The 24990-nt window shown below is 57.2% G+C and carries 23 protein-coding genes; 16 read left to right on the top strand and 7 right to left on the bottom strand.

Features of this window, described 5'->3' with window-relative positions; translation table 11 throughout:
- The first annotated feature begins 135 nt into the window (after nt 1-135).
- The 16 genes from ACR0DX_RS20060 (at nt 136) to ACR0DX_RS19985 (ending at nt 16107) form a co-directional block, all read left to right on the top strand.
- On the top strand, nt 136-1434 hold the full coding sequence (locus ACR0DX_RS20060; protein ID WP_480847162.1) for a hypothetical protein: 1299 nt from the start codon (nt 136-138) through the stop codon (nt 1432-1434).
- Nucleotides 1391-2557: a cytochrome-c peroxidase gene (locus ACR0DX_RS20055; RefSeq protein ID WP_170356492.1), complete on the top strand. Its 1167-nt coding sequence runs from the start codon at nt 1391-1393 to the stop codon at nt 2555-2557. Before ACR0DX_RS20060 ends, ACR0DX_RS20055 begins: the two co-directional genes overlap by 44 nt.
- A gap of 10 nt (nt 2558-2567) precedes the next feature.
- On the top strand, nt 2568-3284 hold the full coding sequence (locus tag ACR0DX_RS20050; RefSeq protein ID WP_170356491.1) for an MbnP family protein: 717 nt from the start codon (nt 2568-2570) through the stop codon (nt 3282-3284).
- Between the two features lie 134 nt (nt 3285-3418).
- Nucleotides 3419-4060, top strand: a complete 642-nt coding sequence (locus ACR0DX_RS20045) for a Crp/Fnr family transcriptional regulator (protein WP_170356490.1) — start codon at nt 3419-3421, stop codon at nt 4058-4060.
- Between the two features lie 65 nt (nt 4061-4125).
- Nucleotides 4126-4326, top strand: coding sequence for a YgaP family membrane protein (locus ACR0DX_RS20040; protein ID WP_170356489.1), 201 nt, complete (start codon nt 4126-4128; stop codon nt 4324-4326).
- Nucleotides 4323-4937, top strand: a complete 615-nt coding sequence (locus tag ACR0DX_RS20035) for a rhodanese-like domain-containing protein (protein WP_170356488.1) — start codon at nt 4323-4325, stop codon at nt 4935-4937. The genes ACR0DX_RS20040 and ACR0DX_RS20035 overlap by 4 nt, the downstream gene beginning before the upstream one ends.
- Before the next feature lie 265 nt (nt 4938-5202).
- Entirely contained in the window at nt 5203-6270 is a 1068-nt protein-coding gene (locus ACR0DX_RS20030) for an ABC transporter ATP-binding protein (protein ID WP_170356487.1), read from the top strand.
- The gene (locus tag ACR0DX_RS20025) at nt 6258-7355 is read left to right on the top strand and encodes a dipeptide ABC transporter ATP-binding protein (RefSeq protein ID WP_170356486.1); all 1098 of its coding nucleotides are present in this window, start codon (nt 6258-6260) and stop codon (nt 7353-7355) included. Before ACR0DX_RS20030 ends, ACR0DX_RS20025 begins: the two co-directional genes overlap by 13 nt.
- Entirely contained in the window at nt 7352-8863 is a 1512-nt protein-coding gene (locus ACR0DX_RS20020; protein ID WP_170356485.1) for an ABC transporter substrate-binding protein, read from the top strand. Before ACR0DX_RS20025 ends, ACR0DX_RS20020 begins: the two co-directional genes overlap by 4 nt.
- Before the next feature lie 60 nt (nt 8864-8923).
- Nucleotides 8924-9868 carry an ABC transporter permease gene (locus ACR0DX_RS20015; RefSeq protein ID WP_170356484.1) on the top strand — a complete coding sequence of 315 codons (945 nt, stop codon included), beginning with the start codon at nt 8924-8926 and terminating at the stop codon, nt 9866-9868.
- A gap of 1 nt (nt 9869) precedes the next feature.
- Nucleotides 9870-10733 carry an ABC transporter permease gene (locus ACR0DX_RS20010; protein ID WP_170356483.1) on the top strand — a complete coding sequence of 288 codons (864 nt, stop codon included), beginning with the start codon at nt 9870-9872 and terminating at the stop codon, nt 10731-10733.
- A 15-nt stretch (nt 10734-10748) separates the two neighbouring features.
- Entirely contained in the window at nt 10749-12542 is a 1794-nt protein-coding gene (locus ACR0DX_RS20005) for a gamma-glutamyltransferase family protein (protein WP_170356482.1), read from the top strand.
- The gene (locus ACR0DX_RS20000) at nt 12543-13292 is read left to right on the top strand and encodes a DUF1028 domain-containing protein (protein ID WP_170356481.1); all 750 of its coding nucleotides are present in this window, start codon (nt 12543-12545) and stop codon (nt 13290-13292) included. It abuts the gene before it with no gap.
- A gap of 3 nt (nt 13293-13295) precedes the next feature.
- A complete protein-coding gene (locus ACR0DX_RS19995; RefSeq protein WP_170356480.1) occupies nt 13296-14129 on the top strand; it encodes a sulfite exporter TauE/SafE family protein in 834 nt (277 codons plus the stop codon).
- A gap of 2 nt (nt 14130-14131) precedes the next feature.
- Nucleotides 14132-14851, top strand: a complete 720-nt coding sequence (locus tag ACR0DX_RS19990; RefSeq protein ID WP_170356479.1) for an FCD domain-containing protein — start codon at nt 14132-14134, stop codon at nt 14849-14851.
- Between the two features lie 119 nt (nt 14852-14970).
- A complete protein-coding gene (locus ACR0DX_RS19985; RefSeq protein WP_170356478.1) occupies nt 14971-16107 on the top strand; it encodes an NADH:flavin oxidoreductase/NADH oxidase in 1137 nt (378 codons plus the stop codon).
- A 105-nt stretch (nt 16108-16212) separates the two neighbouring features.
- Here ACR0DX_RS19985 and ACR0DX_RS19980 read toward each other — a convergent pair whose 3' ends face one another.
- The 7 genes from ACR0DX_RS19980 to nadA form a co-directional block, all read right to left on the bottom strand.
- The gene (locus ACR0DX_RS19980; protein ID WP_170356477.1) at nt 16213-17025 is read right to left on the bottom strand and encodes an IclR family transcriptional regulator; all 813 of its coding nucleotides are present in this window, start codon (nt 17023-17025) and stop codon (nt 16213-16215) included.
- Nucleotides 17026-17139: 114 nt separating this feature from the next.
- Entirely contained in the window at nt 17140-18096 is a 957-nt protein-coding gene (locus ACR0DX_RS19975; protein WP_170356476.1) for a substrate-binding domain-containing protein, read from the bottom strand.
- Nucleotides 18097-18181: 85 nt separating this feature from the next.
- Nucleotides 18182-19465: an ABC transporter permease gene (locus tag ACR0DX_RS19970; protein ID WP_480847155.1), complete on the bottom strand. Its 1284-nt coding sequence runs from the start codon at nt 19463-19465 to the stop codon at nt 18182-18184.
- Nucleotides 19466-19505: 40 nt separating this feature from the next.
- The gene (locus ACR0DX_RS19965; RefSeq protein ID WP_170356475.1) at nt 19506-21056 is read right to left on the bottom strand and encodes a sugar ABC transporter ATP-binding protein; all 1551 of its coding nucleotides are present in this window, start codon (nt 21054-21056) and stop codon (nt 19506-19508) included.
- Nucleotides 21057-21458: 402 nt separating this feature from the next.
- On the bottom strand, nt 21459-22307 hold the full coding sequence (gene nadC / locus ACR0DX_RS19960) for a carboxylating nicotinate-nucleotide diphosphorylase (protein ID WP_170356474.1): 849 nt from the start codon (nt 22305-22307) through the stop codon (nt 21459-21461).
- Nucleotides 22304-23866, bottom strand: a complete 1563-nt coding sequence (locus ACR0DX_RS19955) for an L-aspartate oxidase (RefSeq protein ID WP_480847152.1) — start codon at nt 23864-23866, stop codon at nt 22304-22306. The genes nadC and ACR0DX_RS19955 overlap by 4 nt, the downstream gene beginning before the upstream one ends.
- Nucleotides 23867-23874: 8 nt before the next feature.
- Nucleotides 23875-24927: a quinolinate synthase NadA gene (gene nadA / locus ACR0DX_RS19950; RefSeq protein WP_170356472.1), complete on the bottom strand. Its 1053-nt coding sequence runs from the start codon at nt 24925-24927 to the stop codon at nt 23875-23877.
- Nucleotides 24928-24990: the final 63 nt, after the last annotated feature.

Here is a 24990-nt window from a genome sequence, read left to right as displayed (position 1 = left end):
TATCGTCTTAGACATGTGCCAGCATTTTCGGTGTGTTGAAGATGCGATCACTGGCGGTCAGGCAAATGTTCCGTGCAGCCCTTAGAAGGAGGGTTTTACGTTTGTTTTCGTGTAAATATTGGGGGGGAAATCAATATGAAAACATCAAGGATACTCAGCGCGTTTGCTTTGCCGATTTTAATCGCTGCGGGCGGAACATCTCTACTGGCTGAAAGTGCTCGCGAAGAAAGTCAGGGTATGGTTTTGCTGCGCGGACTGCCAACTTTGGACACGTCGCACAGTGTCGCGATTGTCGAGCTTGATCCGGAATCCGAAAACTTCGGGAAAATACTCAGCGAAGCCGAACAACCTGATATGGCTGAGCCGTTTCATCACTTGTATTACAGCCCGAACGGCCGCCTGTATGCCACCGGGCTGGACCCAACATGCAGTTTGGCAGAAATCGGTCTTGTCCGCGGTTCCAGCGGTGCGCCACAGGTCTCAGGTTTTGAATGTCTAGACACCGCAGGCCAGATGGTCGGTGAAGACATCATGTGGACCACGTCGAATGGGTCCGAGTACATGTTTGTCACGTTCATGGGTGGCCTTGGGGGCGACGACGGTGGGTCATTAGGCGTGTTTGATCCACAGACGAATGAAGTCGTAAAAGTCATTGAGGCCCGTAAGAGCGAGATCGCTGAGGGTGCGCCTTACATCATGTATCCCCACGGGATTTCGGCGTTTGAAGATCGTATGGTGATCTCGTCAACAGTCCATCCTGACCTGGCGACCGGAGTTGGCAATTCAATCACGGTAATCGATCTCAATACGCTTGAACCTATCCAGACAATTACGGTCGAAGGTGAGACACCGATTGGCTTTCCTTCATCTCCGGTCGAGGTGCTTTTTGCCCGCCCGTCGATCCACCCAGAGATCGAACCAGCGGTCATGGTGAATACGATGTTTGGCTTTGAAACCTGGTCCATCCCTTACGATGCGGAGACTAAGACGTTTGGCGAAGGCAAAGTGATCTATTCCGGCACTGAAAACGGCACAGGCGTGCCACTTGAGTTCTATGGAACCGAGGATGAGCTGTTTATCAGTCACGCTCTGCCGGGTGTCGTAAAGCGCTACGACTTGTCGAAGCTGCCTCAGCTTGTCTCGTCTGGTCCTGATATCGTTGCCGATCCAGGTGCGCATCACATGATCTTTTTCACTTCGGCGTCTGGACGCGATCTGATCGCCGTTCAGAACAACCTTTTGAACCTTGGAAATGCTGAAGCGAATGATCCGACGGATGTCGATTTTATCGCGTCGGTCAATGCCAACACAATTACCGTCCATGATCTGGAAACCGGAGAACGTCTGGGCACGGTGAATTTCAAAGAAACGTACCGGAAAGGGGTCGAAAATGTCGAAGGCCTGTTTGGCTCGGGCTTCGTACATCACCACTAGGCTGCGTTCTTCCAAGTCCAAAAAGGCCGTTTGCACCGGGCTAACGGCCGTTTTGGCTTCGGTGCTTTTTGGTTCATTTGATGGTCAGGGCCATGCCGATCCTACGCCGATAGAGGGCTTTCAAGCACCCTTTGTATTTGGCCGGTTCACGGTACCCGCCGACAACCCGCTGACGGAAGAAGCCTTTGAGCTGGGTCGAAATCTGTTTTACGACCCGATCCTGTCGGGTGACAACACGATGTCTTGTGCAACCTGTCACGAACAGGCTCGTGGGTTCACAGATGGCCGCGCGCGGTCGGTTGGGCATAACGGTGAAGAACTGGACTTCAATGCAATGGCCCTAGGCAATCTGCTTTGGGGGCCGCAACTGTTTCTATGGGATGGACGCAGCCCAAGCCTTGAACATCAGGCCCTGCAACCTTTGCTTAACCCGATTGAGATGAATCAGCCTCTGGACGCGTTGTTGGATGAGTTGAGTGCTTCCGCCCACTACCAAGAAATGTTTGACGCTGCTTACGGCGAAATCTCGGAACAGGCCGTTTCCAAAGCGCTGGCGACATTTGTTCGACTGTTGATTTCCGCCGACAGCAAATATGATCGTTACCTGCGGGGTGAAATCAAGTTGAACGATCAGGAGGAGCATGGGCGCAAACTGTTCATGGCGCATCCGGATGTGAAAACGTCACTGCGCGGAGGGAACTGTATCGATTGCCATAGTCAGTTTGTCACCGCCGGATTTGCCGAAGGGTTTGATGGGTTCAGCAACAACGGTTTAGACCCCGATACAGACCTAAAGCCCGGCCTGAGTGCCACGACCGACTACGATGGTGACCATGGAAAGTTCAAAGTACCCAGCCTGCGCAATATCGCAGTCACCGGTCCTTATATGCATGATGGGCGTTTTGAGACATTGCGAGAGGTTTTGAACCACTACAATGAAGGTATCGTCCTCAGCAGTACGCTTAGCCCGCTGATCCTCGAGGCAGATAATGAAGTGGCCGACCCGACACAGGCATTGGGGCTGCAACTGACCGAAGTGGAAATAGATGCAATCATCGCCTTTCTGCACACGCTCACGGACGAAGCATTCTTGTCAAATCCAAAGTTTTCGAACCCATTTTAAGGTGCTGTTCATGATCAATCTTCTAACGGCAAAACGACAGCTGATGGGGGCAGGGTTGGGTCTGACCTTGTGGAGCGCGCAGGTTGCGGCTCAATCTCCGATGACGCTTGAATTCCACGCGATGAACGGTGACGCGCCTTTCATTTTCGATGAATTTGTCCATTCCGATCCAATTGGGGGGGAACCTTTTCGCCTGCGCGACTTTCGATTTTTTCTAAGCAATGTGGTGTTTTCCGATGGCACCCGGCAATTTGCGGTTCCCGAAAGCTATTACCTGATCAGGTTTGATGGCCGTAGCCAAACATATGAGGTAACTATCCCGGAAATGCCCTTGCAGACCGTCTCGGAAATCTCCTTCGCCATCGGTCTGGATGCTCAGACCAACGGGTCGATCACGCCGCGCGGAGATGTAGACCCGAACAGCCGCATGGCGTGGAATTGGGAGATCGGCTACAAGTTCGTACTGGCCGAAGGCGCTCTGCGCGGGGAGGATGGGCTTATTCCTCTGGTCTACCATGTCGGGTTTGACGAGAATATGCGTGAGCAAAGCCTTGCTTTAAACCTTGAGAGCGGCGCGCGCGAAATTGCATTTGATGTTGATATAATGGCGTTGTTCGACGGCGGAACCCGGCTTGATCTCTCGGCCTTGCCGACTGTGAAAATGGATCGGGATGATGCCTCAGCGTTGGCTGACAATTTTGCCGGTTTGGTGAAGCAGCGGAAATAGGGCTCGCAAGGGCAGTCCCATTTGGGAATTTGAGTCACTTGCCCCGCCAGACGTGGATTTGTCACAGGCGGTATGGGTTTTTCCCAAAGCGGCCAGCGCTTAAGTTCGAGTCATCGCAAATCGGAGCTACCTACGTGACGCATCAAAGTTGGAGCACAGCCATACTCGACCGGCTGGAAGCTGAAGGGACGCGCATGACAATCCCTGACGGAGCGCAGTTGTTTGCTCCGGGTGCCTACGGACAGGTTTTTCTGATTGTCCGGTCGGGGATCGTGCGCGTTGAACAAACCAGCCCGTCTGGTCGCACGGTGGTGCTGTACCGCGTTGGTCCCAATGATAGCTGTGTGATGACGACATCTTGTATGTTGTCCGACATTCCATATTCCGGTTTTGGCTATGCCGAAGGGGCAGTGACCGCACTGGCGATTGGCCGGGACCGGTTCAACGCGCTACTGGCTATGGACTCGGCGTTTCGCGCTGCGGTTTTCATGGCATTTTCTCAACGGATCGTCGAACTGTCCGAAGTCATCGACGACCTTTTGCTGAACCGTATGGATCAGAAGCTGGCGCAGTGGTTGCTGGATCAAGGCAAAGATGTCCCCGACATTCACACCACTCATCAGCGAATTGCCACTGAGCTGGGCAGCGCACGCGAGGTGATGTCGCGTATTCTCAAGGATTTCGAACACCGGGGATGGGTCGCGTTGGAACGGGGTGTAATCCACCTGCAGAATCGTTCTGCATTGCAGTTGCACGCAAAATCCGGGTCTGTGTGACCTCGTCACATATAGCCAAGCCAAAAGCTGCGAATCTCTTCCCAGATCATCAAGGAGATTCGATCATGCAATTCACATCCAACGTAGGCTCTATCGACCGCGCATTGCGTCTGATCCTGGGGACAGCGCTGATCCTCTTGGCTTTGACTGACACTGTTGGCCTGTGGGGCTGGCTGGGCGCGGTGTTTGTCGTAACAGCTTTCGTCAAGTTCTGTCCGATCTACGCGATGCTGGGTCTATGCACCTGTGGAAAGGTCGACCAATGACCCTGCGCACACCTCCGTCACGCAGGGCCGTTCTGGGTATGGGGATCGCGACGGCGCTGGCCTTACCGTCATTGGTTTCAGGTGCCAGTTCGATTGAAACTTCGGTCGATCCAGCGCGCCTATCAGACCGGCAACGGACACCATTGGGCTTGTATTTGACGCCGCAGGCTGCATTTGCGGCCCTGCAGCGGGATAGTGACATCTTGTTCGTCGACGTACGCGACCCGATCGAGGTTTCTTTTGTGGGCCACCCCGAGGGGTTGGACAAGATCATCCCACTGGGCATTGTTACTCACCAAGTCGATCCGCAAAGCGGTCAGTACCAAATGAAAAATAATCGTAATCTGGTGCCCGAGTTTGATGCTTTGTTGAAGCAGCAGGGGAGATTGCGGCAGGATGCCGTTTTTGTCACTTGTCGGTCAGGGGCGCGGTCTGCTGTCGCAACCCGTCAATTGGCCAAGGCGGGTTATACAAATGTCTGGAACCTGATCGAAGGGTTTGAGGGTGACAAGGACGCTCGCGGCGTACGTGCGCTTAATGGTTGGCGCAATGCGGGATTGCCATGGGGGTATCGTTTGGGCCCCGGCGTTGCATGGCAGGGCGCGATTTAACCTTGTTGTTGCAACATGTTTAGGGCTGCCTGTCCCTAACCACAAAGTGTGGCGTCGAAACTAAATGCGAGGCCACACCTTTTTGTCGTGTGAAGCCAAGGACCGGGGTGCGGCGTTTGGTTCAAATTTAATCAAAAGATCAGTTTGGGTTTTAAGTCCGCCGTTTTGTGGGAGTTATGAGTGCTTAAAAGGCGGGCGCAAATTCGTGGATCGCGTCTGACGGCTGGAAAACCTGCATCAAAGCGTTGACAAGTATTTTTCAAAGATGCAACCAATTGCACATTGGTTTAATGAAAAGGTTGCGCCTGTGCCCACACCAAGTGTCCGCACCACGCCTGACACAAGCGTCGAAATCCTGAAGCTGTCCGCCTTCAGCCTGTCGTTTCGTGGCCAGCCTACCGCTGCAGTCGACGACTTGAACCTGAGTGTCTCAGCGGGTGAAACGCTTTGCATTGTAGGCGAGTCCGGTTGCGGTAAGTCCGTAACCGCCATGGCCTTGATGGGTCTGTTGCCGCGGGACGTCATCGAAATTCCATCAGGGCGGTTGGACTTCGAAGGACGCAGCTACGATTTGCGTTCAGAACAGCTTGATGCCGCCACCCGGGGCGACAGGATGGCCATGATCTTTCAGGAACCGATGACATCGCTCAACCCCGCCTTCAAGATCGGGGATCAGATTACAGAGGCCGTTCTGTACCACCGCAACTATAGCCGTGCCGAGGCCGATGAAGCTGCTCTGACTATGCTGCGGCGCGTAGGTATCCCGGCCCCTGAGCAGCGGCTGAACGAGTATCCTCATCAGTTGTCTGGTGGGATGCGGCAGCGGGTGATGATCGCGATGGCATTGATCAACAATCCCTCGCTGCTGATCGCGGATGAGCCGACCACGGCCCTGGACGTCACGATCCAAGCCCAAATCCTTGACCTGATCCGGGAACTTCAGGCTGAAACAGGAATGGGTGCCGTTTTCATTACCCACGATCTGGGCGTTGTCGCTGAAATAGCGACGAATGTGGCGGTGATGTATGGCGGGCAAATCGTGGAAAGCGGTCCAGTGGATGCTGTGTTCGATGACCCGCAACACCCCTACACCATCGGCCTCATGAGCTCGGTCCCGCGCATGAGCGGTTCGCGCGACAGGCTGATCACCGTGCCCGGCACCGTGCCTTCGCTGGCGGACATGCCGCTAGGATGTCGGTTTCGCACGCGCTGCCCCTTTGCGACTGATGACTGCGCAAATCGCCCGGCATTGTCTGACGTTGGGCAGAACCATGCGGTGGCCTGCCACTATGCCCCCCTGGAACAACTCAAGGGGGTCAAATGCGCGATGTAATCCTTGAGGCACGGAACCTCACCCGTCATTTCACACTGGGCACCGGCCTGTTCGAGCGCAAAACCAAAGTGCGTGCGGTCGATGGTGTTTCGCTGTCGGTCCACAAGGGTGAGACCTTTGCCATTGTCGGAGAATCCGGTTGTGGCAAGTCAACGCTTGCGCGGCTGTTGATGCGGCTGGATCGGCCAACCTCGGGTCAGGTTCTGTTTGACGGGCAAGAGGTTCAGGACCTGCCCCGCCGTGACATGGCCCCGCTGCGCCAACAGATGCAATTCGTGTTTCAGGACCCGTTCTCGTCCCTGAACCCCCGAATGACGGTGGGCAAATTGGTCGGCGAACCGTTAGAAGTGCACGCGCCCGAGCTTGATGAGGGCGCGCGTCGCCAAAAGGTTGCCGCGCTATTGGCGCAGGTCGGGTTACTTCCAGATCACGCCAACCGCTATCCGCACGAATTCTCGGGTGGCCAGCGCCAGCGGATCGGAATTGCCCGTGCGCTGGCCTCGGGTCCTCGGCTGCTGATCGGGGATGAACCGGTCTCGGCTTTGGATGTGTCGGTACAGGCGCAGGTGGTCAATCTGCTGAACGATCTGAAAGAGGATCTAGACCTGACCTTGGTCATCATCGCCCATGATCTGGCCGTCATCCGGCATATGAGCGACCGCATCGCTGTGATGTATTTGGGGCAGGTAGTTGAAACCGGCCCCGCCGATCAGGTGTTCGAGGAACCGCGCCACCCCTATACGCACGCACTGCTATCCGCGATCCCGGAACCCGAGCCGGGGCGCGAACGTGATCACATGGCGCTGAACGGGGAAACACCCAGCCCGTCTGCGCCACCGGCAGGGTGCCGGTTTCATACCCGCTGCCCCTTTGCGCAGGACAATTGCCGGACGGCACCCCCAGTTCTGGAGGACGCAGGCAGGGGCCATCACGTCGCCTGCCATCATTGGAAAACCATACCAGAGGCCGGAAAACCGGCCCCGCCCCGACGCCGCAGCGCCGGAGCAGAAGAGCGGTTCGCGCTGTATCGCGCGGCTGTCCAAACGCCCCCGGCTTCTGCCGAAAACAGAGAGGAAACACCATGAATGTCTTGAAAACCGGTCTGTTGGCCGGACTGCTCGGTGCAACCGCGCTCAGCGCGCAAGCCGCCGACCTGCGCATTGCTCTGCAATCCGACGCAGATGTGTTGGACCCCGATCAGTCGCGCACATTTGTGGGCCGCATCGTGTATGCCTCGATGTGTGATAAGCTGGTCGACATCACCCCTGACCTTGAGCTGATCCCGCAACTGGCCACCGGCTGGGAATGGAGCGAGGACGGCAAAGCCCTGACCATGACCCTGCGCGAAGGCGTGGTGTTCCATGACGGCACGCCGTTCAACGCACAGGCCGTGGCCGACAATATCGACCGGTCGCAGAACCTTGAGGAATCGCGCCGTAAGTCCGAGCTGAAGTCCGTGACCGGTGTCGATGTGGTCGATGACTACACTGTTCGTTTTAACATGGCCGCGCCCGACGCGACCCTGCTGGCGCAATTTGCCGACCGCTCAGGCATGATGGTTTCTCCGACGGCAGCCAAGGCGGCAGGGGCGGATTTTGGTCTGAACCCGGTCTGCTCGGGCCCGTTCAAGTTCAAGGAACGTGTCGCTCAGGATCGTATCGCGCTCGAGCGGTTCCCTGACTACTGGAACGCGGATGAGATCCATTTCGACAGCGTCACTTTCCTGCCGATCCCGGACACCACCGTTCGTCTGGCCAACCTGCAATCGGGTGACATCGACATGCTGGAACGTCTGGCCGCGACGGACCTCGCGCAGGCCGAAGGCGATGGCAGGATCAACGTTGAACGCGCCGTTTCGCTTGGATATCAAGGTATTACCATCAATGTGAACAATGGCGAAAAGGGCGATAACCCGTGGGGCAATGACAAACGTCTGCGTCAGGCGCTCAGCTATGCGCTCGACCGTGATGCGATCAATCAGGTCGTGTTCGAAGGTGCTTTTGCGCCGGGCAACCAGCCCTTCCCGCCGACATCACCCTGGTATGACGCCGATCACCCGGTGCCCGCGCGTGACGTGGAAAAAGCCAAGGCCCTGCTAGCCGAGGCGGGCTTCCCCGACGGGATCGACCTTGAGGTTCAGGTGCCCAACACCACCGTTCCGCTACAACTGATGCAGGTCGTGCAGGCCATGGCGGCCGAGGCCGGGATCAGAATCGAGATCACGTCCAAGGAATTTGCCACCCTGTTGGCCGATCAAAGCGCCGGTGATTATCAGGCCAGCCAGATCGGGTGGTCAGGTCGCGTCGACCCCGATGGTAACATCCACCAGTTCATGACCACCGGTGGCGGCATCAATGACAGCCACTACTCGGACCCGAAAGTGGACGAGATGCTGAACAACGCCCGCGCCTCGACCGATTTCGACGTACGCAAGGCGGACTATGACGCGGCACGGGACATTCTGGCCCAAGATATGCCCATTGTGTACCTGTATCACCAGACATGGATCTGGGCGCTTGATGATGGCCTCTCGGGCTTCACCCCCTATCCGGATGGGATGATCCGGCTGGAAGGCGTGAAACTGGAGAAATAAGCCACTCACGGCCCGCCCGGCCCTCCAGCCGGGCGGGTATTTTAACCGAAAGCCCCTGTTATGCTGTCTTTCATTCTGCGTCGCATCCTGATTGCGATCCCCACGATCCTGCTGATCTCGATCTTCGTGTTCAGCCTGCAAAAGCTGTTGCCCGGCGACCCTGTGTTGGCCATGGCGGGCGAAGAGCGCGACCCCGAAGTGCTGGAATTCCTGCGCGAGAAATATCGTCTGAACGACCCCATTCCGGTGCAATATCTGACATGGGTCGGGAATGCATTGCAGGGGGATCTGGGCATTTCGCTGCGCACCAATCAGCCCGTGACCGAGCTGATTGCGGAAAAGCTGCCGGTGACGATCCAGCTTGCCATCATGGCGATCCTGTTTGCGCTGGTGATCGGGATACCGGCGGGCATTCTGTCGGCGGTCAAGAAAGGCACTATTACGGACTACATTGCTAATATCGTGGCTCTGTCCGGGCTTTCCATTCCGAATTTCTGGCTGGGGATCATGCTGATCCTGCTGGTTTCCGTGAAACTGAACCTGCTGCCAGCCTCAGGCTATGTGCCCTTGTCTGAGGATCCTGTTAAATCCATCACTACGATGCTGATGCCTGCCTTTGTGCTGGGCACCGCGCTGGCCGCGACACTTATGCGACATACGCGATCGGCGATGCTGGGTGTGCTGAAATCCGACTATGTCCGCACTGCACGTGCCAAGGGTTTGTACGAACGCCGCGTGGTGCTGAAACACGCCTTCCGCAACGCGCTGACCCCGATTGTGACCCTGACAGCCCTGCTGTTCGGAGAGTTGATTGCAGGTGCCGTTCTGACCGAGCAGATTTTCACCATCCCCGGTTTCGGCAAGATGGTTGTCGATGCTGTGTTCAACCGCGACTACGCTGTGGTGCAGGGCATCGTGCTGGTCACAGCCGTGGGGTTCATCGTGATGAACCTGTTGGCTGACGTGGCCTATGTGCTGTTGAACCCCCGTCTGAGGAACGCGTGACATGGCTCTAGCTGATCCCATCCTCTCTCGCCGCCCGGAAAACCGGGTCTGGAAGAAATTTCGCACGCATAAAAGCGCCATGTTGGGCGGTTTTCTGGTTACGTTTTTCGTGCTGATTGCCCTTCTGGCCCCGATCCTGCCGGTTCCCGACCCGGCGGCGACCGACTGGGGTGCGGTGCGCAAACCACCCACCGCAGCGCATCCATTCGGCACCGATGAAATTGGCCGAGACGTACTGTCACGCATGATCTGGGGCGCGCAGGCGTCGCTGCTGGCAGGTGTTGTCTCGGTCGGGATTGCGGTGCTGCTGGGCGTTCCGCTGGGCATTATCGCTGGGTATTTCGGCGGCTGGATCGACGCCATCATTTCTCGCTGTACTGAGGCCCTTTTGGCGGCTCCGTTCCTGATCCTCGCCATCGCTCTGGCGGCGTTTTTGGGGCCGTCCCTGACCAACGCGATGATCGCCATTGGCCTATCTGCGACCCCTGTCTTCATACGCCTGACCCGTGGGCAAGTGCTATCGGTCCGGGCCGAGGACTACGTCACCTCAGCCCGCGCCATCGGCTTGCCGACCTCGAAAATCCTCAGCCGTTACATCTTTCCCAACGTGCTGCCGCCGGTTCTGGTGCAGGCCACGTTGACCATCGCCACCGCTATCATTGCCGAGGCGTCGCTGTCCTTCCTTGGCCTTGGGCAGCAGCCACCTGCGCCCAGCTGGGGCTCGATGCTGAACACGGCGAAAAACTTCCTCAACCAGGCCCCGTGGATGGCCATGTGGCCGGGCATTGCAATCTTTCTTGTGGTGCTGGGATTCAACCTTCTGGGCGATGGGCTGCGCGATGCGCTGGACCCGCGCGAACATTGATTTCGGAGACTAAGAATGACTGAATTCACCACCCGCCCCGAGATCCGAGGCACGTTTGGCGTCGTCACCTCGACCCATTGGATCGCCTCGGCTGTGGGCTTTGGCATTCTGGAAAAAGGCGGCAACGCCTTTGATGCTGCCGTAACCACCGCGATGGCACTGCAAGTGGTCGAACCCCATCTGAACGGGCCCGCAGGCGATTTGCCTGCCATTTTCCACTCGGCCGAAACTGGCAAAACGCAGGTTCTGTGCGCCCAAGGGCCTGCACCTGCCGCAGCCACGATTGAACATTACACAGGGTTGGGCCTGAACCTGATCCCGGGTTCGGGGCTGTTGGCCACAGTCATCCCCGGAGCTTTCGATGGCTGGATGCTTATGCTGCGCGATCACGGCTCGCTACCGCTGCGGGACGTCATGGAACCTGCCATCGCTTATGCGCGGGATGGTCATCCCGTGCTGCCGCGTGTTGCACATACAATCGACGGGCTCTCAGATTTTTTTGAAGACGAATGGCCCAGTTCGGCGGAAACCTGGATGCCCGATGGCAAAACGCCCGAGCCGCACAGTATTTTCGCCAATCCCGATCTGGCGGCGACCTATGAGCGAATAGTGACTGATGCCGAAGCCGCGCATGGCGATCGCACTGAACAGATTGATGCCGCCCGACGGGTATGGCGCGAAGGATTCGTCGCCGATCGTATTTTCGACTACCTGAGCGACGCCAAGGTCATGGATGTCTCAGGTCAACGCAATGCAGGGGTCATGACCCGTGCTGACATGGCGAATTGGGAGGCAACTTATGAGGACACGCTGACCTATGAATACCACGGTTGGACGGTCCACAAGACACATGCCTGGAGCCAGGGTCCGGTCCTTTTGCAAACTTTGGCGATCCTCAAAGGGATAGACCTTGGATCGATGGACCCGAACGGGTCAGAGTTCGTCCATACGGTGATCGAGGCGATGAAGCTCGCCTATGCGGATCGCGAGGCCTATTACGGCGACCCCGATCACAGTGATATTCCAATGGTCTATCTGCTGAGCGACGAATACGCCGCAGAACGTCGTGCGATGATTGGCGTAGATGCTTCGCAAGACCACCGCCCGGGTCGCGTCCCTGGGTTTGAACATTTGGCGGATGCCTATGTCGCCCGCGCGACGCAGGACTTTTCGGCCAGAACCGGAGCGAGCGCGGGCGAGCCGACGATGTCTCACCTGTCTGAAAAACGTGGCGATACGGTGCATCTGGATGTGATCGACCGTTGGGGTAATATGGTTGCGGCCACGCCATCGGGAGGATGGTTGCAAAGCTCTCCGGTCATTCCGGGTCTGGGATTTCCGCTCAATAGCCGGGCACAGATGTTCTGGTTGGAACCCGGCCTGCCGACCTCACTGGCACCGGGACGCAGGCCCCGAACGACACTGACGCCCAGTTTGGCTGAAAAGGACGGCGTCCAGCTGGTCTTCGGGACGCCTGGCGGAGATCAACAGGATCAATGGCAACTGATCTGGTTCCTGCGGTTCGTGCATTTCGGGCTGGGATTGCAGGAATGCATGGACGCGCCGCTGTTCCATTCGATGCATTTTCAGGGGTCATTCTACCCGCGCGCCGCAGCGCCCGGTGAGATGATGATCGAGTCAACCTTTGGCGATGCCGTTATTGAGGATCTGCGCGCACGTGGCCACAAGATCACTGTGGCTGATCCCTGGACGGTTGGACGCTTGACAGCGGCCTTGCGGGAAAAAGACGGATCTATGCGCGCGGCGGCAACGCCGCGTTTGATGCAGGCCTATGCGGTAGGACGTTAAATGACCTATTCTTTGATTGCAAAAGACCCAGAAACCGGTGCTATCGGCCTGATTGTGGCCAGCCGCTTTTTTGCCTGTGGTGCGCGTGTGCCCAATGTTGGTCCGCACTGTGCCATAGCCTCGCAAGCATTCTCAAACCCGGTTTGGGGCACCGAGGGGTTGCGGCGTCTTGAAGCCGGAGAAACTGCGCAATCGGTACTGGATGATCTGGTTGCTCGTGATATCGGCCGCGATGCGCGACAAGCGCATCTGATGGATGCGCAGGGCAACTTTGCGGCCTATACCGGGTCGGCCTGCGTCGAGTGGGCGGGGCACCGGATCGGTCAAACACATTCAGTCGCCGGCAACATGCTGGTTGGGCCAGAGGTTGTGGATGCGACCTTTGAAACCTATGCCTCTGAAACCGCGCTGCCGTTTCCCGAACGTCTGATGGCCGCGATGGAGGCAGGAGAGCGCGCAGGTGGCGACAGGCGTGGCAAGCAAGCCGCCGGTCTGGTCATCAATCGGGGCGAGGCACATTCCTGGTTGGATATGCGCAGCGATGACCATGCCGATCCGCTGGCCGAGTTGAGACGCCTCTACGACGTAGCCGGTGAGCGTTATCTGCATTTCGCCGAGGCGATGCCGAGTGAACGGAACTTCTCGGGCAATCCTGATCGCACTGCATTGGACGCCGCAATTGCCGAGGCCGAGGCCAAACGTCAGGCTGAAGGACGGGTTAGCCGTTCACTGGCCACCGATCCGGAGTGATGCATGGGCGGGATTGACCTTTCCACATTGGCAACACTGGTCGCAATTGCCGCAGCGGCCGGTGTGTTCGGCGGTATTTTGGCCGGGCTGTTGGGGGTTGGAGGCGGGATTGTCATCGTTCCTGCGCTGTACTTTGCGTTATCGCTGACAGGCAGTGATCCTGCGCTAACCATGCAGGTGGCGGTTGGTACATCGCTGGCCACCATTGTCTTCACTTCGCTGTCTTCAAGTTGGGGCCACTACAAACGCGGTGCGCTGGACATGGCGCTGCTGAAACGCTGGGCCCCCGCCATTTTGATCGGAGTGGTTATTGGTGGCTTGTTGGGTGGAGTGGTCAGTGGCTACATCCTTGTTGCTGTCTTTGCTACCGTGGCAGCGTTGGTTGCGTTGGACATGATCTTTCGCAAGCCCGGTGGAGATGGACCTCCGCGCAGCTTTTCACCACGCGTGTGGGCGGCTACGGGCGTTGCCGCAGGGGGGATATCGGCGATGATGGGCATTGGCGGCGGTACGGTTTGTGTCCCGGTGCTGAACTTTCTGGGTTACGATATACGTCGTGCCGTCGGTACGTCCGCCGCGATCGGATTTGTCATAGGTCTGCCCGGAGCTTTGATTTATGCGGGCACGGGCCTGGGGCAAACGGGATTGCCCCCTTTTTCCATCGGCTACGTCAATTTGATTGCCGCCGTGTTGATCATTCCGCTGACGACCAGCTTTGCGCATGTCGGAGTCCGCATTGCACACACCATTTCGCAACGTGCGTTACGGCTTGCTTTTGGTGCGTTCCTGATGCTTACGTCCCTGCGCATGTTTTATGACTTGATCGGAGCGTTCTGACCTTGGGGACCTGTCCAACAGACACAGAGCTGACCGCAGCATTGCGCGCAGGGATCGAATCCGGCGCGTTCCTAAAAAACGGAAAGCTGCTGCCAGAGCGAGCCTTGGCCGAGGCGCTGGCCGTAACGCGGGCCCGCATGCGACGTATTCTGGATCGGTTGGAGGAAGACGGTACCGTTTTTCGCAGGCACGGGCAGGGGACGTTTGTGTCGCCACCACCTGCTGTTCGAGCAAGCCCCTTCCGGGCTGTCGCGGCCAAGGTAATGCCGCGTGATGTCATGGAAGTCCGCTTGGAAATCGAACCTGCGCTGGCGGCGTTGGCAGCGCAACGCGCCTCGGTCAAAGAGCTGCGAACGCTGGAACAATTGATGCGCGCGACGTTGGATGCGGCGGATACGCAAGCCTATGGGGTTGCGGATGATGTGTTCCACTACAAAATCGCGGAACTTGCCCACAATCCGTTGTTTCTGACTGTGTACGACTCGATCCGAGCGGTCAGGAAGCAAGCGGAATGGACACGGCAACGGGAAACGCAATATTCACCGTCGACCCTTACCCGTTTGGGAGAACAACACGAGCAACTGTTCAGCAGCATTGCGTCACGCGACAGTCAGGCAGCAGCAGAAATCATGCAGTCGCATCTTTTGTCGGTTTCGAATGCCATGCTGCGAGAGAGAACATATGGGCAGACCCAAACCCTCTCAGATTTGGCTGAAGAGTGATTTCACGGTTTGAACCAGCATGTGATCTCATGGAGATGTGACTTCGCTGGTCCAAGATTCATTTAGGATGCGGGCAAGGCCGAAGCTATTATAATTTACGACCCGTTGGAGTGACCTAAATGCCTTCACTTTTCAGCGCCTTTGAATTGCGAGGCGTGACGTTCAAAAACCGTGTTTCGGTTTCTCCGATGAGTCAGTACCGGGCGCAAGATGGTCTCGCAAACGATTGGCATCTTGTGCATCTGGGGCGGTTTGCGATGGGTGGTGCAGCGCTGATTTATGCCGAGGCGACAGCGGTCACGCGCGATGGGCGCCGGACACCGGGCGATCTTGGGTTGTGGGACGACAGCCAAATCGAGCCCTTGGCAAGGATCGCTGATTTTATAACACGCGAAGGGGCAGTTCCGGGTATTCAACTTAGTCACGCAGGTCGAAAAGCGTCTGAGCGACGACCTTGGCATGGTGAAACGCCGTTGGACGATGAAGACGCAGCGGTTCGCAGCGAACATGCGTGGCCAGCTATGGCGCCGTCTGCTTTGCCTTATGCCGAGGGATGGCCTACGCCGCGCGAAATGTCAGACGACGATATACAGGCCGTCATCTCAGCTTTTGGGGCAGCAGCCAAGCGGGCCAAAACTGCGGGTTTTAAAGTCATTGAGGTCTATGCCGCGCATGGCTTTCTGGTGCACCAGTTTCTGTCTCCAATCACCAACCAAAGGCAAGACAAGTGGGGCGGCAACACTGAGAACCGGGCACGTTTTGCGGTCGAGGTCGCGCGTGAAATCCGTCGGAACTTGCCGGAGGATCTGCCGCTTGCTTTTCGGTTATCTGCCAGTGATTGGATGGACAATGGGCTTACTCCGGAAGACACGGTGGACATCGCCATAGCGCTCAAGTCAGCTGGGGTAGACCTTATCGACTGCAGTTCGGGCGGGATCGGAGGTAAGGACCGGCCGCAACGTATGACCATCGAACACGGATTTCAGGTGCCGTTCGCAGCGCAGGTACGGTCAGAGGCCAACATTCCGACTATGGCAGTCGGTTTTATTTGGGATGCCGCTGCGTGCGACACGTTGATCGACCGCGGAGACGCGGACATGATCGCCCTCGCGCGCGAGTTGCTTGATGATCCGAACTGGCCCTTGCACGCGGCAAGCCAGCTTGGGCGGAACGCTGACCATACCTTGTGGCCGGTTGAGTCAGGATGGTGGTTGATGAAACGCGATCGTTTGCTGTCGAAACTCGGTCTGAGATAATTTGAATTTTCCGCTTTGGAACCCGCGAAACTTCCGTCCGCTGATGTTCCAGCGCTTGTTCTTGAGAAGCACGGACAAGGTTCAGTGAAGCCTCGAAAGGTTGCTTTAGATCATTTGATGCCAAGACGATCGGGGCAATGGCATTCGGGTCGCGATGCTTTCCTGCAGTTGTGCTGCCGTTGACCTCAGGGCGTCAACGACCATTTCTCTTCGGTTGTCGATCAGGGCCGTTGCGAAATGAGGAATGGTTAGGGCTGCGATGACCGCTTTGCCCGGAGCATGCCTCACCGGAGCCGAAATCTCGTTGATAGCCTGACTTTCAGGGCTGCTTAAAGAGACATAGTTCTGAACCTCGCACGCTGCGGCCAGATCAGCGAACTCGTTCAGGTGCTCCTCGCCATGGCCGGGTGAAAGTCTCTCCAGCAGTTCCAGCCGCGCTTTTTTTGTTTCCAGTTCTGACAGGAAGCAGACCCCGGCTGAGGTTGGGAAGATTGGGCTGTTATACCCGACCTGCACTGTCACACCGTAGTTTTGCGAAGACGAAACACTGTTGATAACGACAAGATCGCCGGAGCCGCTGGGCACCCAAAGGTGGTTGGACAGTTCGGTTTCTTCGGCAAGACGTTCCATATAGGGTTCGGCCAGTTCGGCGAGTTTGCTGTTATCCGTGCGATCTCCGCCCAACAGCGCCAGTTTACCGGTCAAGCGAAACAAATCGCCTTCCTGACGCTCAATATATCCGCGCTCTTCCAACACGATCATCATGCGGAAGATTTCGTTTTTTGAACGCCCAATTCCCTGCGCCAATTGTGACAGGGTGGGAAAGACATCCGAAAGCGACAAAAACTCTAGAATATCCAGCCCTTTTTCCAAGGCGGGAGCCGAGTATTTCTGAAGCTTGGTCTTTTCTTCGGACATCGGGTTTCCTTTTTATCGGTGCTTTCTCAAAAAAAACCGCAGGGGCGCAAGCCCCTGCGTGTCCGGTCGACCATCCCGACAGGGAGGAGAAAGGGTGCCGACCTGAACAGTCTTTTATAGACCGTTCTTTTTCAGGACTTCACCAGCGTTCTCAGAGGTGATCGCTTCGGTGCCCATAACAACCGATTTCGGTACTTCTTCACCTTTCAAGTGCTTCAGTGCCTGACGCAGGCCTTCTGCACCGGGGGTCGGGTACAGGAAGGTGGCCGACAGTTCGCCGTTTGCAACCCAGGTCACGCCTTCGCCGGGCAGAGCGTCAACACCGATGAAGATGATGTCGTCCGCACGACCAGCATCTTTGGCGGCCAGATATGCGCCATAGGCCATGGGGTCGTTGTGACCATAAACCATTGAGATGTCTTCGTAGTTGCGCAGGGCGGTCGACATGATGTCATACGCCTGATCCTGCTTCCAGTCGCCCGACTGCTGATCCAGCAGGAAGGTTACGCCGTCTTCGCCTTCAAAGGCTTCGTGGAAACCGTTGGCACGGTCATGTGCGGCTTGCGTACCCAGACCACCCCAGATTTCAACGATGGTGCCTTTGGCGCTACCTGCACCGCCCAACTGCTCAACCGCGAATTTACCAGCTTCACGACCGATCAGTTCGTTGTCGCCGCCAACCCATTGAACGAATTTGTCGGTGTCGACGTTACGGTCCAGAACAAAGACGGGGATACCCGCGTCGGTTGCCTGCTCGACCACGCCGGTCAGGCCAGCGGATTCTTTCGGCGAGATCAGGATCGCGTCGACTTCCTGACGGATGAAGTTTTCAACGTCTGCAACCTGCTTTTCTGTGCGGTCGTTGGCGTCTGCGATGATCAGCTCGACATTGTCGTGCTGGTCCGCTTCGGCGCGCAGGTCTTTGTTGAACTGGACGCGCCAGGGTTCAACCGTCGTAACTTGCGAGAAACCGATCACATAGTTGTCAGCGGCCAGTACCATGGATGCCGAAAACGAGGTTGCGAGCGCGGTGGCGGCCATCAGGCCCTTGCCAAATGTTCTTCTTTTCATAGTCTACTCCTTAGTCATGATGCGGGTTTCTCCAATGTTCCCGCGTTCTGATTGCTCTGACCTATTGTCCACCAAGACCTTCAGGTCAGAGCCTCCTCCCTCTGCCCAGGCGCTCTTTCGCCATGACAAAGATCTCTTCAAATCGCCCTTCCTGAAGCAGGACGGCGACCACGATGATGATGCCCTTCAGCACCAGCTGCGTGTTACTGTCGATGTTGTTGAGTTGCAGGATGTTGCTGAGGAAGCCAAAGATCAGCACCCCAACGAACGTCCCCATGATTGCACCGCGCCCGCCCATCAGGCTGGTGCCGCCGATGACCACGGCCGCAATTGCGTCCAGTTCCAGACCAAGACCCGCATCCGGTTTACCCTGACGGAACTGCGCCACATAGAGCACCCCGGCCAGCGCGGACAGACCACCCGCCAGCGCATAGGTGATGATCTTGTTGCGGCCCACATTGATGCCCGCCAGACGCGCGGCCTCTTCATTGCCGCCGATGGCCATCAGATAGCTGCCGAAGGTGGTGAAGCGTGTGACAAGGAAGAATACCAGCAACACACCCAGGAAGAACAGGCCTGGTACAGGGACGACGCCCCACAACAGTTCACGCAGCACTTCAAAATTCTCGGTCGCATTCGACCCTGTATAAACCGGATATACGGCCGTATCCTGCCCGGCGATCACGCGGGCCAGACCCAGCGCGCCCACCATCATGGCCAGTGTCACAATAAAGGGCTGCAGACGGCCATATACGATTAGCGCACCGTTCACCGTGCCCATCACGGCCCCAATGCAGGGCACAACTATCAGCACTGCCAGAACGCCGAATTTAGGCATCACTTGACCGGCCAGCCAGACCATTACACCGATGGCAATGGCGGCGGCGACCAGACGGCTGAGCATCCGCGAGGGCGCGCTTTCGGTCGGATTGTCCGAGCTGCGGCTCAGGTTGTTTTGCACGAAATAGATCAGCGCTGCTATACAGACGAACAGTACGATCCCGGTAGCCGGAACCCCGAAATAGCTGGCAGCCGTCCAGCCTTCCTGCGTCAGCAGCATGGCGCAGATCACGGTTCCCAACGCCATGACCGAACCCACAGACAAGTCGATTCCGGCAATGAAGATCACCATGGTCATGCCCACCGCGACAATCCCGGTGACTGAGACCTGACGCAAAATGTCGGTCAGGTTGCCCAACGACAGAAAGATGTTGTTGCCTTTGGACGACAGCGGCGAGGTCAGCGCCCCAAACAGGATCAGAGCGAACAGGCCCCAATATAGTTTGGTCTTGCCCAACAGGCGCATTAACGTCGCCGCGCTGGGGCGTTCGGGTTTCACTGTCGGGCTATTGGGTTCCATAACGGTCATGTCTTTTCTCTGGTTGGGCCAGTTCTAACGGTGTGTGCAGTCAGCGGAACTGCATCGCCAGGGCCTTGATTGAATCAACGGTCATCTCATCGCGCGAAAGCTCACCGGCCAACTGGCCTTCACACAAAACGATCATGCGGTCGCAGACAGCGATGAATTCGGACAGTTCCGAGCTGGCAAACAGCACCGAGATGCCCTGATCCGCCAGTCGTCCGACCAGATCGTAGATTTCGTCTTTGGCACCGATATCGATGCCACGAGTGGGTTCGTCCAAAAGCAATACTTGCGGTTGCGTCGCAAGCCATTTGCCCAGCACGACTTTTTGCTGGTTACCGCCGCTGAGTTTCCCGACCGGATGTTCGGGCCCGGTTGCGGCAACCTTCAAGGTCTCAATCGCGGTCAGAGCCTGCTTGCGTTGTTCAGCTTCGGAAAACCGACCAAAACGCGATTGCAGCGGCATCAGCGGCAAAGCAACATTGGACGCAATCGAGCGGTCAAGGATCAAGCCGTTGCCTTTACGGTCTTCTGTGATCAATGCCAGCCCGTTGCGCACCCCGTCCTGGGGTTTGGTTGGTCTTAGTTTATTGCCTTCAAGTGTGATTTCGCCCTGATAGCTGGCGCCACGCGCGCCAAACAGAGTTTCCAACAGTTCGGTCCGGCCTGCGCCCAACAGGCCGCCGACCCCAAGAACCTCTCCGCGCTTAAGCTCGAAGGAAACATCATCCAGAACTTTGCGCTTGCCTTCCCAGGCGGACAGGTTTGCCACCTGCAGAACGGTTTCGTCGGTCGCCGGTGCATGGCGTTCGACCGGATTGATTTCAACCGTGCGCCCAACCATCATGTTGATCAGTTCGGCGGAAGTGGTTTCCGAGGCCAGCCGGGTCCCGATCAGATTGCCATCGCGCAGAACTGTAACGCGGTCAGAAATCTCGAACACTTCGTCCATCCGGTGCGAGATATACACAACCGCAACACCCTGCAGCGCCAGATCGCGGACGACTTCCATAAGAATATCAGCTTCGGCTTGCGACAAAGCCGAGGTCGGCTCATCCATGATCAGAAGGCGCGCATTCATCAGCAGTGCACGGGCGATTTCTACCAACTGCTGCTCGCCAACACGCAAATCCTTGACCGGCGTGTCGATATCCAGAGTGAAGCCAAAGCGGGCCAACGCTTTGCTGGCCTTTTCCCGCAGCGCTTTGCGGTCGATGAACGTCCCAAATTTCCGGGGCTCGTGGCCCAGCAGAACATTTTCGGCCACGGTCATTTCCGGGATCAGGCTGAGTTCCTGATGCATGATGACGATACCATGCTTTTCAGCGTCCCTTGGCGCATCAAATTCCACGGTTTCGCCGTCGATCTGAAATGTCCCGAATGTGGGTTTTTGCACGCCGCTGATGATCTTCACCAGCGTACTTTTGCCCGCACCGTTTTCGCCCATCAGCGTGTGAATTTCACCACCGTCAATGACCAGGTCGACATCCCTTAGAACGGATACACCAGAAAATGACATACCGATGCCATTGAGGGAAACCGTAACCTGGCTTTCCGTTCCCTGTTGTGCGCGCAGAGCAGATTCTTGCTTCGCCATCACAACGCCTCCCTTCGTTGATCTTAACGATTTACCGCAAAACGGTTTTATATACGAAACCACGTAGGTCTACAGAGCGTCAAGAGGTATTTTTGAATTTGAATTTGAAGGTAGGATGGAGTGCAAATAAAGTGTGTAAAAATATAAGGTTATAAGACTCTCTACAGACCCATCGGCTCTGCCATTTCCACGTTTGCAGGTCGCTTGAGCGACCGTTTTACATGCAAAACGGGTGGCGTGTTCGTTAAGAATCTTCCCTATTCCAAGCGCATTTGAGTCGGCATGAATCGCCGTTTCGAACGGTTAATGACGGCCCCTTGATCCGGGGTCAGCGCGACGAATGTGGCTGACTTTGCGCGCGCTGAAAAACAATTTTTGGTAGCTTTGGGGGTGTCGAACGGCTCAGAAGTCCAGTCCGATGTCAATCGATCGGTACGAGTGCGTCAAAGCACCGGACGAGATGTAATCAACCCCTGTCGCGGCTACCGCCGCAACTGTAGCCTTGCTGATATTGCCCGATGCCTCGGTCACCAATCGGCCGTCCACCAACTTGACTGCCTTCGTCAGAACGTCTGGCGGCATGTTGTCAAGTAGCACGACGTCAGCACCGCCGACCTGGATCACCTCGGACAGTTGCTCCAGCGTATCGACCTCGATTTCGACTTTCATCATATGCGACGCGCGGGCTTTTGTTGCATCAAGCACAGCCCGCACACCGCCAGCGGCTGCGATATGATTGTCCTTGATCAGAATTGCATCCGATAGCGAGAAGCGATGGTTGAAACCGCCGCCGTGCAGCACGGCCTGCTTTTCCACCAGACGTAGCCCGGGTGTCGTTTTTCGCGTGCAGGTGATACGCGTCTTGGTGCCTTTGGTTTCAGCCACTAATTCCGAAGTGGCCGTTGCAACACCCATCATCCGCTGGGCGAAATTCAACGCCACGCGCTCGGCTGACAGGATTGAGGCGGCTCGGCCTTGGATTTTCATCAGTGTGTCGCCCTTGGCGCAGCTCTGGCCATCTTCGGTGTAGGTTGTGATGAGCAACGAGGGGTCGACCAGACGGAACGCCAGCGCAGCCACTTGCATCCCTGAAACCACAGCATTTTCACGCGCCTCCAACCGTGCGGAATAGGTGGCGTCCGCAGGGATCACGGTCTGAGTGGTGATATCGCCACAGGTACCCATATCTTCAGTCAGCGCGGACCGGACCAGAGGTTCCAGGATCATGTCTGGCAAAGCGGGGTGGGTCATGCTGCGTCCTTTGCTATGCGATCTCGCAAGGTGAGCGCCTGCGTCAGTGTCAGGCTGGATCGTTGACCGGGGCCACGATTGGGACCCGGAAAATCGGACCGGTAATGCGCGCCGCGACTTTCGCGGCGTTGCAGCGCCGCGGCGGCGATCAGGGTGGCCGTGGCGGTCATGTTGAGAAACTGATCTGACCTAAAGTGCTGGGCCTCAAGCGCGGCAATTCCGGATAGGGCTTGGCTCAGGCCAGCTTCTTCCCGTACCACGCCGACATGTTCCGTCATTATGCGGCGCAACAGCATCAAATCGTGCTTATTGTCAGTTGTGCAGGGTGCCAAACGGATTTCGACTTCGGGTGCGCTCTTCACGGTGATTTGGCCCGCAATGTCCCGGGCACAGGATCGGGCAAACACCAAAGCTTCAAGCAACCCGTTTGATGCCAACCGGTTGGCGCCATGTAGCCCGGTGGACGCCGCCTCGCCACAGGCCCAGAGCCCGGCCAACGAACTTCGCCCGAACAAATCTGTTTCTACGCCGCCCATATGGTAATGCGCTGACGCGGTCACAGGGATGGGGTCCCGTGTTGGGTCAACGCCATGACGCATACAGGCGCGTGTTACACCGGGAAAAAAAATGCTGATATCGGCACCGATCGCGCCCCGCGTGTCCAGCGCTGGCCGCATGCCAACTTTGGCTTGCAGATAAACGGCCCGCGCAACCGTATCTCTGGGGGCAAGCTCGGCATCGGGGTGGAAATCGGGCATGAACCGATGCCCGTTCTTGTCGACAAGAACGGCCCCCTCGCCGCGCAGTGCTTCGGTTGCCAACGGGGTGGGGTCAGAGTCTACGTCGATTGCGGTGGGATGGAACTGTACAAATTCTGCGTCCGCGATGCGCGCACCAGCACGGGCAGCCATACCAATCCCTTGCCCGCGAATGCGCGTTGGGTTGGTGGTTTGCGCATAAAGGCCCGAAGATCCACCCGTTGCCAAAAGATAAGCGGCCCCGCGCAGCAGCAGCTGCGCCGGGCCAGACCCAAGTGCACCTGTAAGGTAGACGCCCGTTACTTGCGCGCCGTCGCTTTCCAGCGCCACGGCCTGCGCGCCCTCGATAACCTGGATTGAAGGTGTCTCGCGCAGGGCTTTGATTAACGCGCGCATAATCTCGGCCCCGGCCTGATCACCTTTGACCCGCACAACCCGAGCAGCGGAGTGAGCAGCCTCACGCGACTGAACAAAATCGCCGCTTGCAGTACGGTCGAATCCGGTGCCAAGCGCAGAAAGGTCGAGGATATGCTCTGGCGCAGCTTGCGTCACAACCTCGGCCACTTCGCGCAAAACCGAGCCCGCACCCGCGCGCATCGTGTCGTCCGCATGGGCCTTTGGGCTGTCTGTCCGCGCCATGGCGGCGGCGATGCCACCCTGCGCCCAGGCTGAGCTTGCGCCAGAGCCCAGCGGTTCAGGCGAAATCATCACGACCGGGCAGGGCGCCAGCTTGAGAGCCGCATACACGGCGGCCAAACCAGCGCCAATGATAACCACTCGCGATGTTTCGATGGTTTGCATCTGCTGTGTCAAATGCCCAACTGGCGCGACAGGTCGATCATACGCTGAACCGAAAGACGTGCCCTTTCGGCGACCTGGGCGTCGACCTCGACTTGACCGGTCATTGTGTCCAGTGCGAACAGCACTTTTTCCAGCGTGATTTTCTTCATGTAGGGGCACATGTTGCATGGGCCGACAAATTCGACTTCGGGCAGTTCGTCCGCGATGTTGGACGCCATCGAACATTCGGTGATCAGTAGTGCTTTCTCTGGCTTTTCGTCAGTGACATATTTGATGATACCGCTGGTTGAACCCGAGAAGTCGGCCTCGGCCACCACGTCCGGCGGGCATTCGGGATGCGCGATCAAGCGGGTTCCGGGGTTCCATTCGCGAAAGTCGCGCAGGTCACTGGCCGAATATTGCTCGTGAACGATGCACGAGCCCTCCCACCACACGACGTTTTTCTGCGGAACTTCGCGTGCCACGTTCTGCGCCAGATACTGGTCGGGCGTCATGATGACGGTCTCACTGTCCTGTGCTGCCACGATTTGTGCCGCATTCGACGAGGTGCAACAGATGTCCGAGGCTGCCTTTACCTCGGCTGTTGTGTTCACATAGGACACAACCGGTGCACCGGGATATCGGCGGCGCATTTCCGCGATGCCTTCGGCGGTGATCGATTCCGCCAAAGAGCACCCTGCCTCCATATCCGGCATCAGAACCGTTTTTTCGGGGCTGAGAATTTTGGACGTTTCGGCCATGAAATGAACGCCGCATTGAACGATCACCTCGGCCTCGACCTCGGTGGCCTTGATCGCCAGTTGTAGGCTGTCACCGCCGAAATCGGAAATACCGTGGTAAATCTCGGGCGTCATGTAGTTGTGTCCCAAGATGACCGCGTTGCGGTTTACCTTGAGTTCATTGATCGCCTTTACATATGGCGCATAAATCGCCCAATCCGCCGGTGAGACCACACGCGACATGCGGTCATATATATCGCTCATGCTTGCGGCAAGCTCGGGCGACGGGGTCAGGTCGTATTTTTCGGAGAGGTGCGCGCGCTGCGCGGGTAGGTCGAACACGGGGCTGTTTTTCTGCCTTACAATCTTTTGGCGCTCTGACTATCGGATTTCGTTTATATTGAA

The organism is Ruegeria sp. D3 (assembly GCF_056534465.1).
The sequence above is the reverse complement of the archived record's forward strand: the minus strand, read 5'-3'. Positions and strand labels throughout refer to the sequence as shown.

Bases quoted from the DNA above. Each gene is read 5' to 3' on its own strand.
- ACR0DX_RS20060 (WP_480847162.1), top strand. From the start codon at position 136: ATGAAAACATCAAGGATACTCAGCGCGTTTGCTTTGCCGATTTTAATC.
- ACR0DX_RS20055 (WP_170356492.1), top strand. From the start codon at position 1,391: ATGTCGAAGGCCTGTTTGGCTCGGGCTTCGTACATCACCACTAGGCTG.
- ACR0DX_RS20050 (WP_170356491.1), top strand. From the start codon at position 2,568: ATGATCAATCTTCTAACGGCAAAACGACAGCTGATGGGGGCAGGGTTG.
- ACR0DX_RS20040 (WP_170356489.1), top strand. From the start codon at position 4,126: ATGCAATTCACATCCAACGTAGGCTCTATCGACCGCGCATTGCGTCTG.
- ACR0DX_RS20035 (WP_170356488.1), top strand. From the start codon at position 4,323: ATGACCCTGCGCACACCTCCGTCACGCAGGGCCGTTCTGGGTATGGGG.
- ACR0DX_RS20030 (WP_170356487.1), top strand. From the start codon at position 5,203: ATGCAACCAATTGCACATTGGTTTAATGAAAAGGTTGCGCCTGTGCCC.
- ACR0DX_RS20025 (WP_170356486.1), top strand. From the start codon at position 6,258: ATGCGCGATGTAATCCTTGAGGCACGGAACCTCACCCGTCATTTCACA.
- ACR0DX_RS20020 (WP_170356485.1), top strand. From the start codon at position 7,352: ATGAATGTCTTGAAAACCGGTCTGTTGGCCGGACTGCTCGGTGCAACC.
- ACR0DX_RS20015 (WP_170356484.1), top strand. From the start codon at position 8,924: ATGCTGTCTTTCATTCTGCGTCGCATCCTGATTGCGATCCCCACGATC.
- ACR0DX_RS20010 (WP_170356483.1), top strand. From the start codon at position 9,870: ATGGCTCTAGCTGATCCCATCCTCTCTCGCCGCCCGGAAAACCGGGTC.
- ACR0DX_RS20005 (WP_170356482.1), top strand. From the start codon at position 10,749: ATGACTGAATTCACCACCCGCCCCGAGATCCGAGGCACGTTTGGCGTC.
- ACR0DX_RS20000 (WP_170356481.1), top strand. From the start codon at position 12,543: ATGACCTATTCTTTGATTGCAAAAGACCCAGAAACCGGTGCTATCGGC.
- ACR0DX_RS19995 (WP_170356480.1), top strand. From the start codon at position 13,296: ATGGGCGGGATTGACCTTTCCACATTGGCAACACTGGTCGCAATTGCC.
- ACR0DX_RS19985 (WP_170356478.1), top strand. From the start codon at position 14,971: ATGCCTTCACTTTTCAGCGCCTTTGAATTGCGAGGCGTGACGTTCAAA.
- ACR0DX_RS19980 (WP_170356477.1), bottom strand. From the start codon at position 17,025: ATGTCCGAAGAAAAGACCAAGCTTCAGAAATACTCGGCTCCCGCCTTG.
- ACR0DX_RS19975 (WP_170356476.1), bottom strand. From the start codon at position 18,096: ATGAAAAGAAGAACATTTGGCAAGGGCCTGATGGCCGCCACCGCGCTC.
- ACR0DX_RS19970 (WP_480847155.1), bottom strand. From the start codon at position 19,465: ATGACCGTTATGGAACCCAATAGCCCGACAGTGAAACCCGAACGCCCC.
- ACR0DX_RS19965 (WP_170356475.1), bottom strand. From the start codon at position 21,056: ATGGCGAAGCAAGAATCTGCTCTGCGCGCACAACAGGGAACGGAAAGC.
- nadC (WP_170356474.1), bottom strand. From the start codon at position 22,307: ATGACCCACCCCGCTTTGCCAGACATGATCCTGGAACCTCTGGTCCGG.
- ACR0DX_RS19955 (WP_480847152.1), bottom strand. From the start codon at position 23,866: ATGCAAACCATCGAAACATCGCGAGTGGTTATCATTGGCGCTGGTTTG.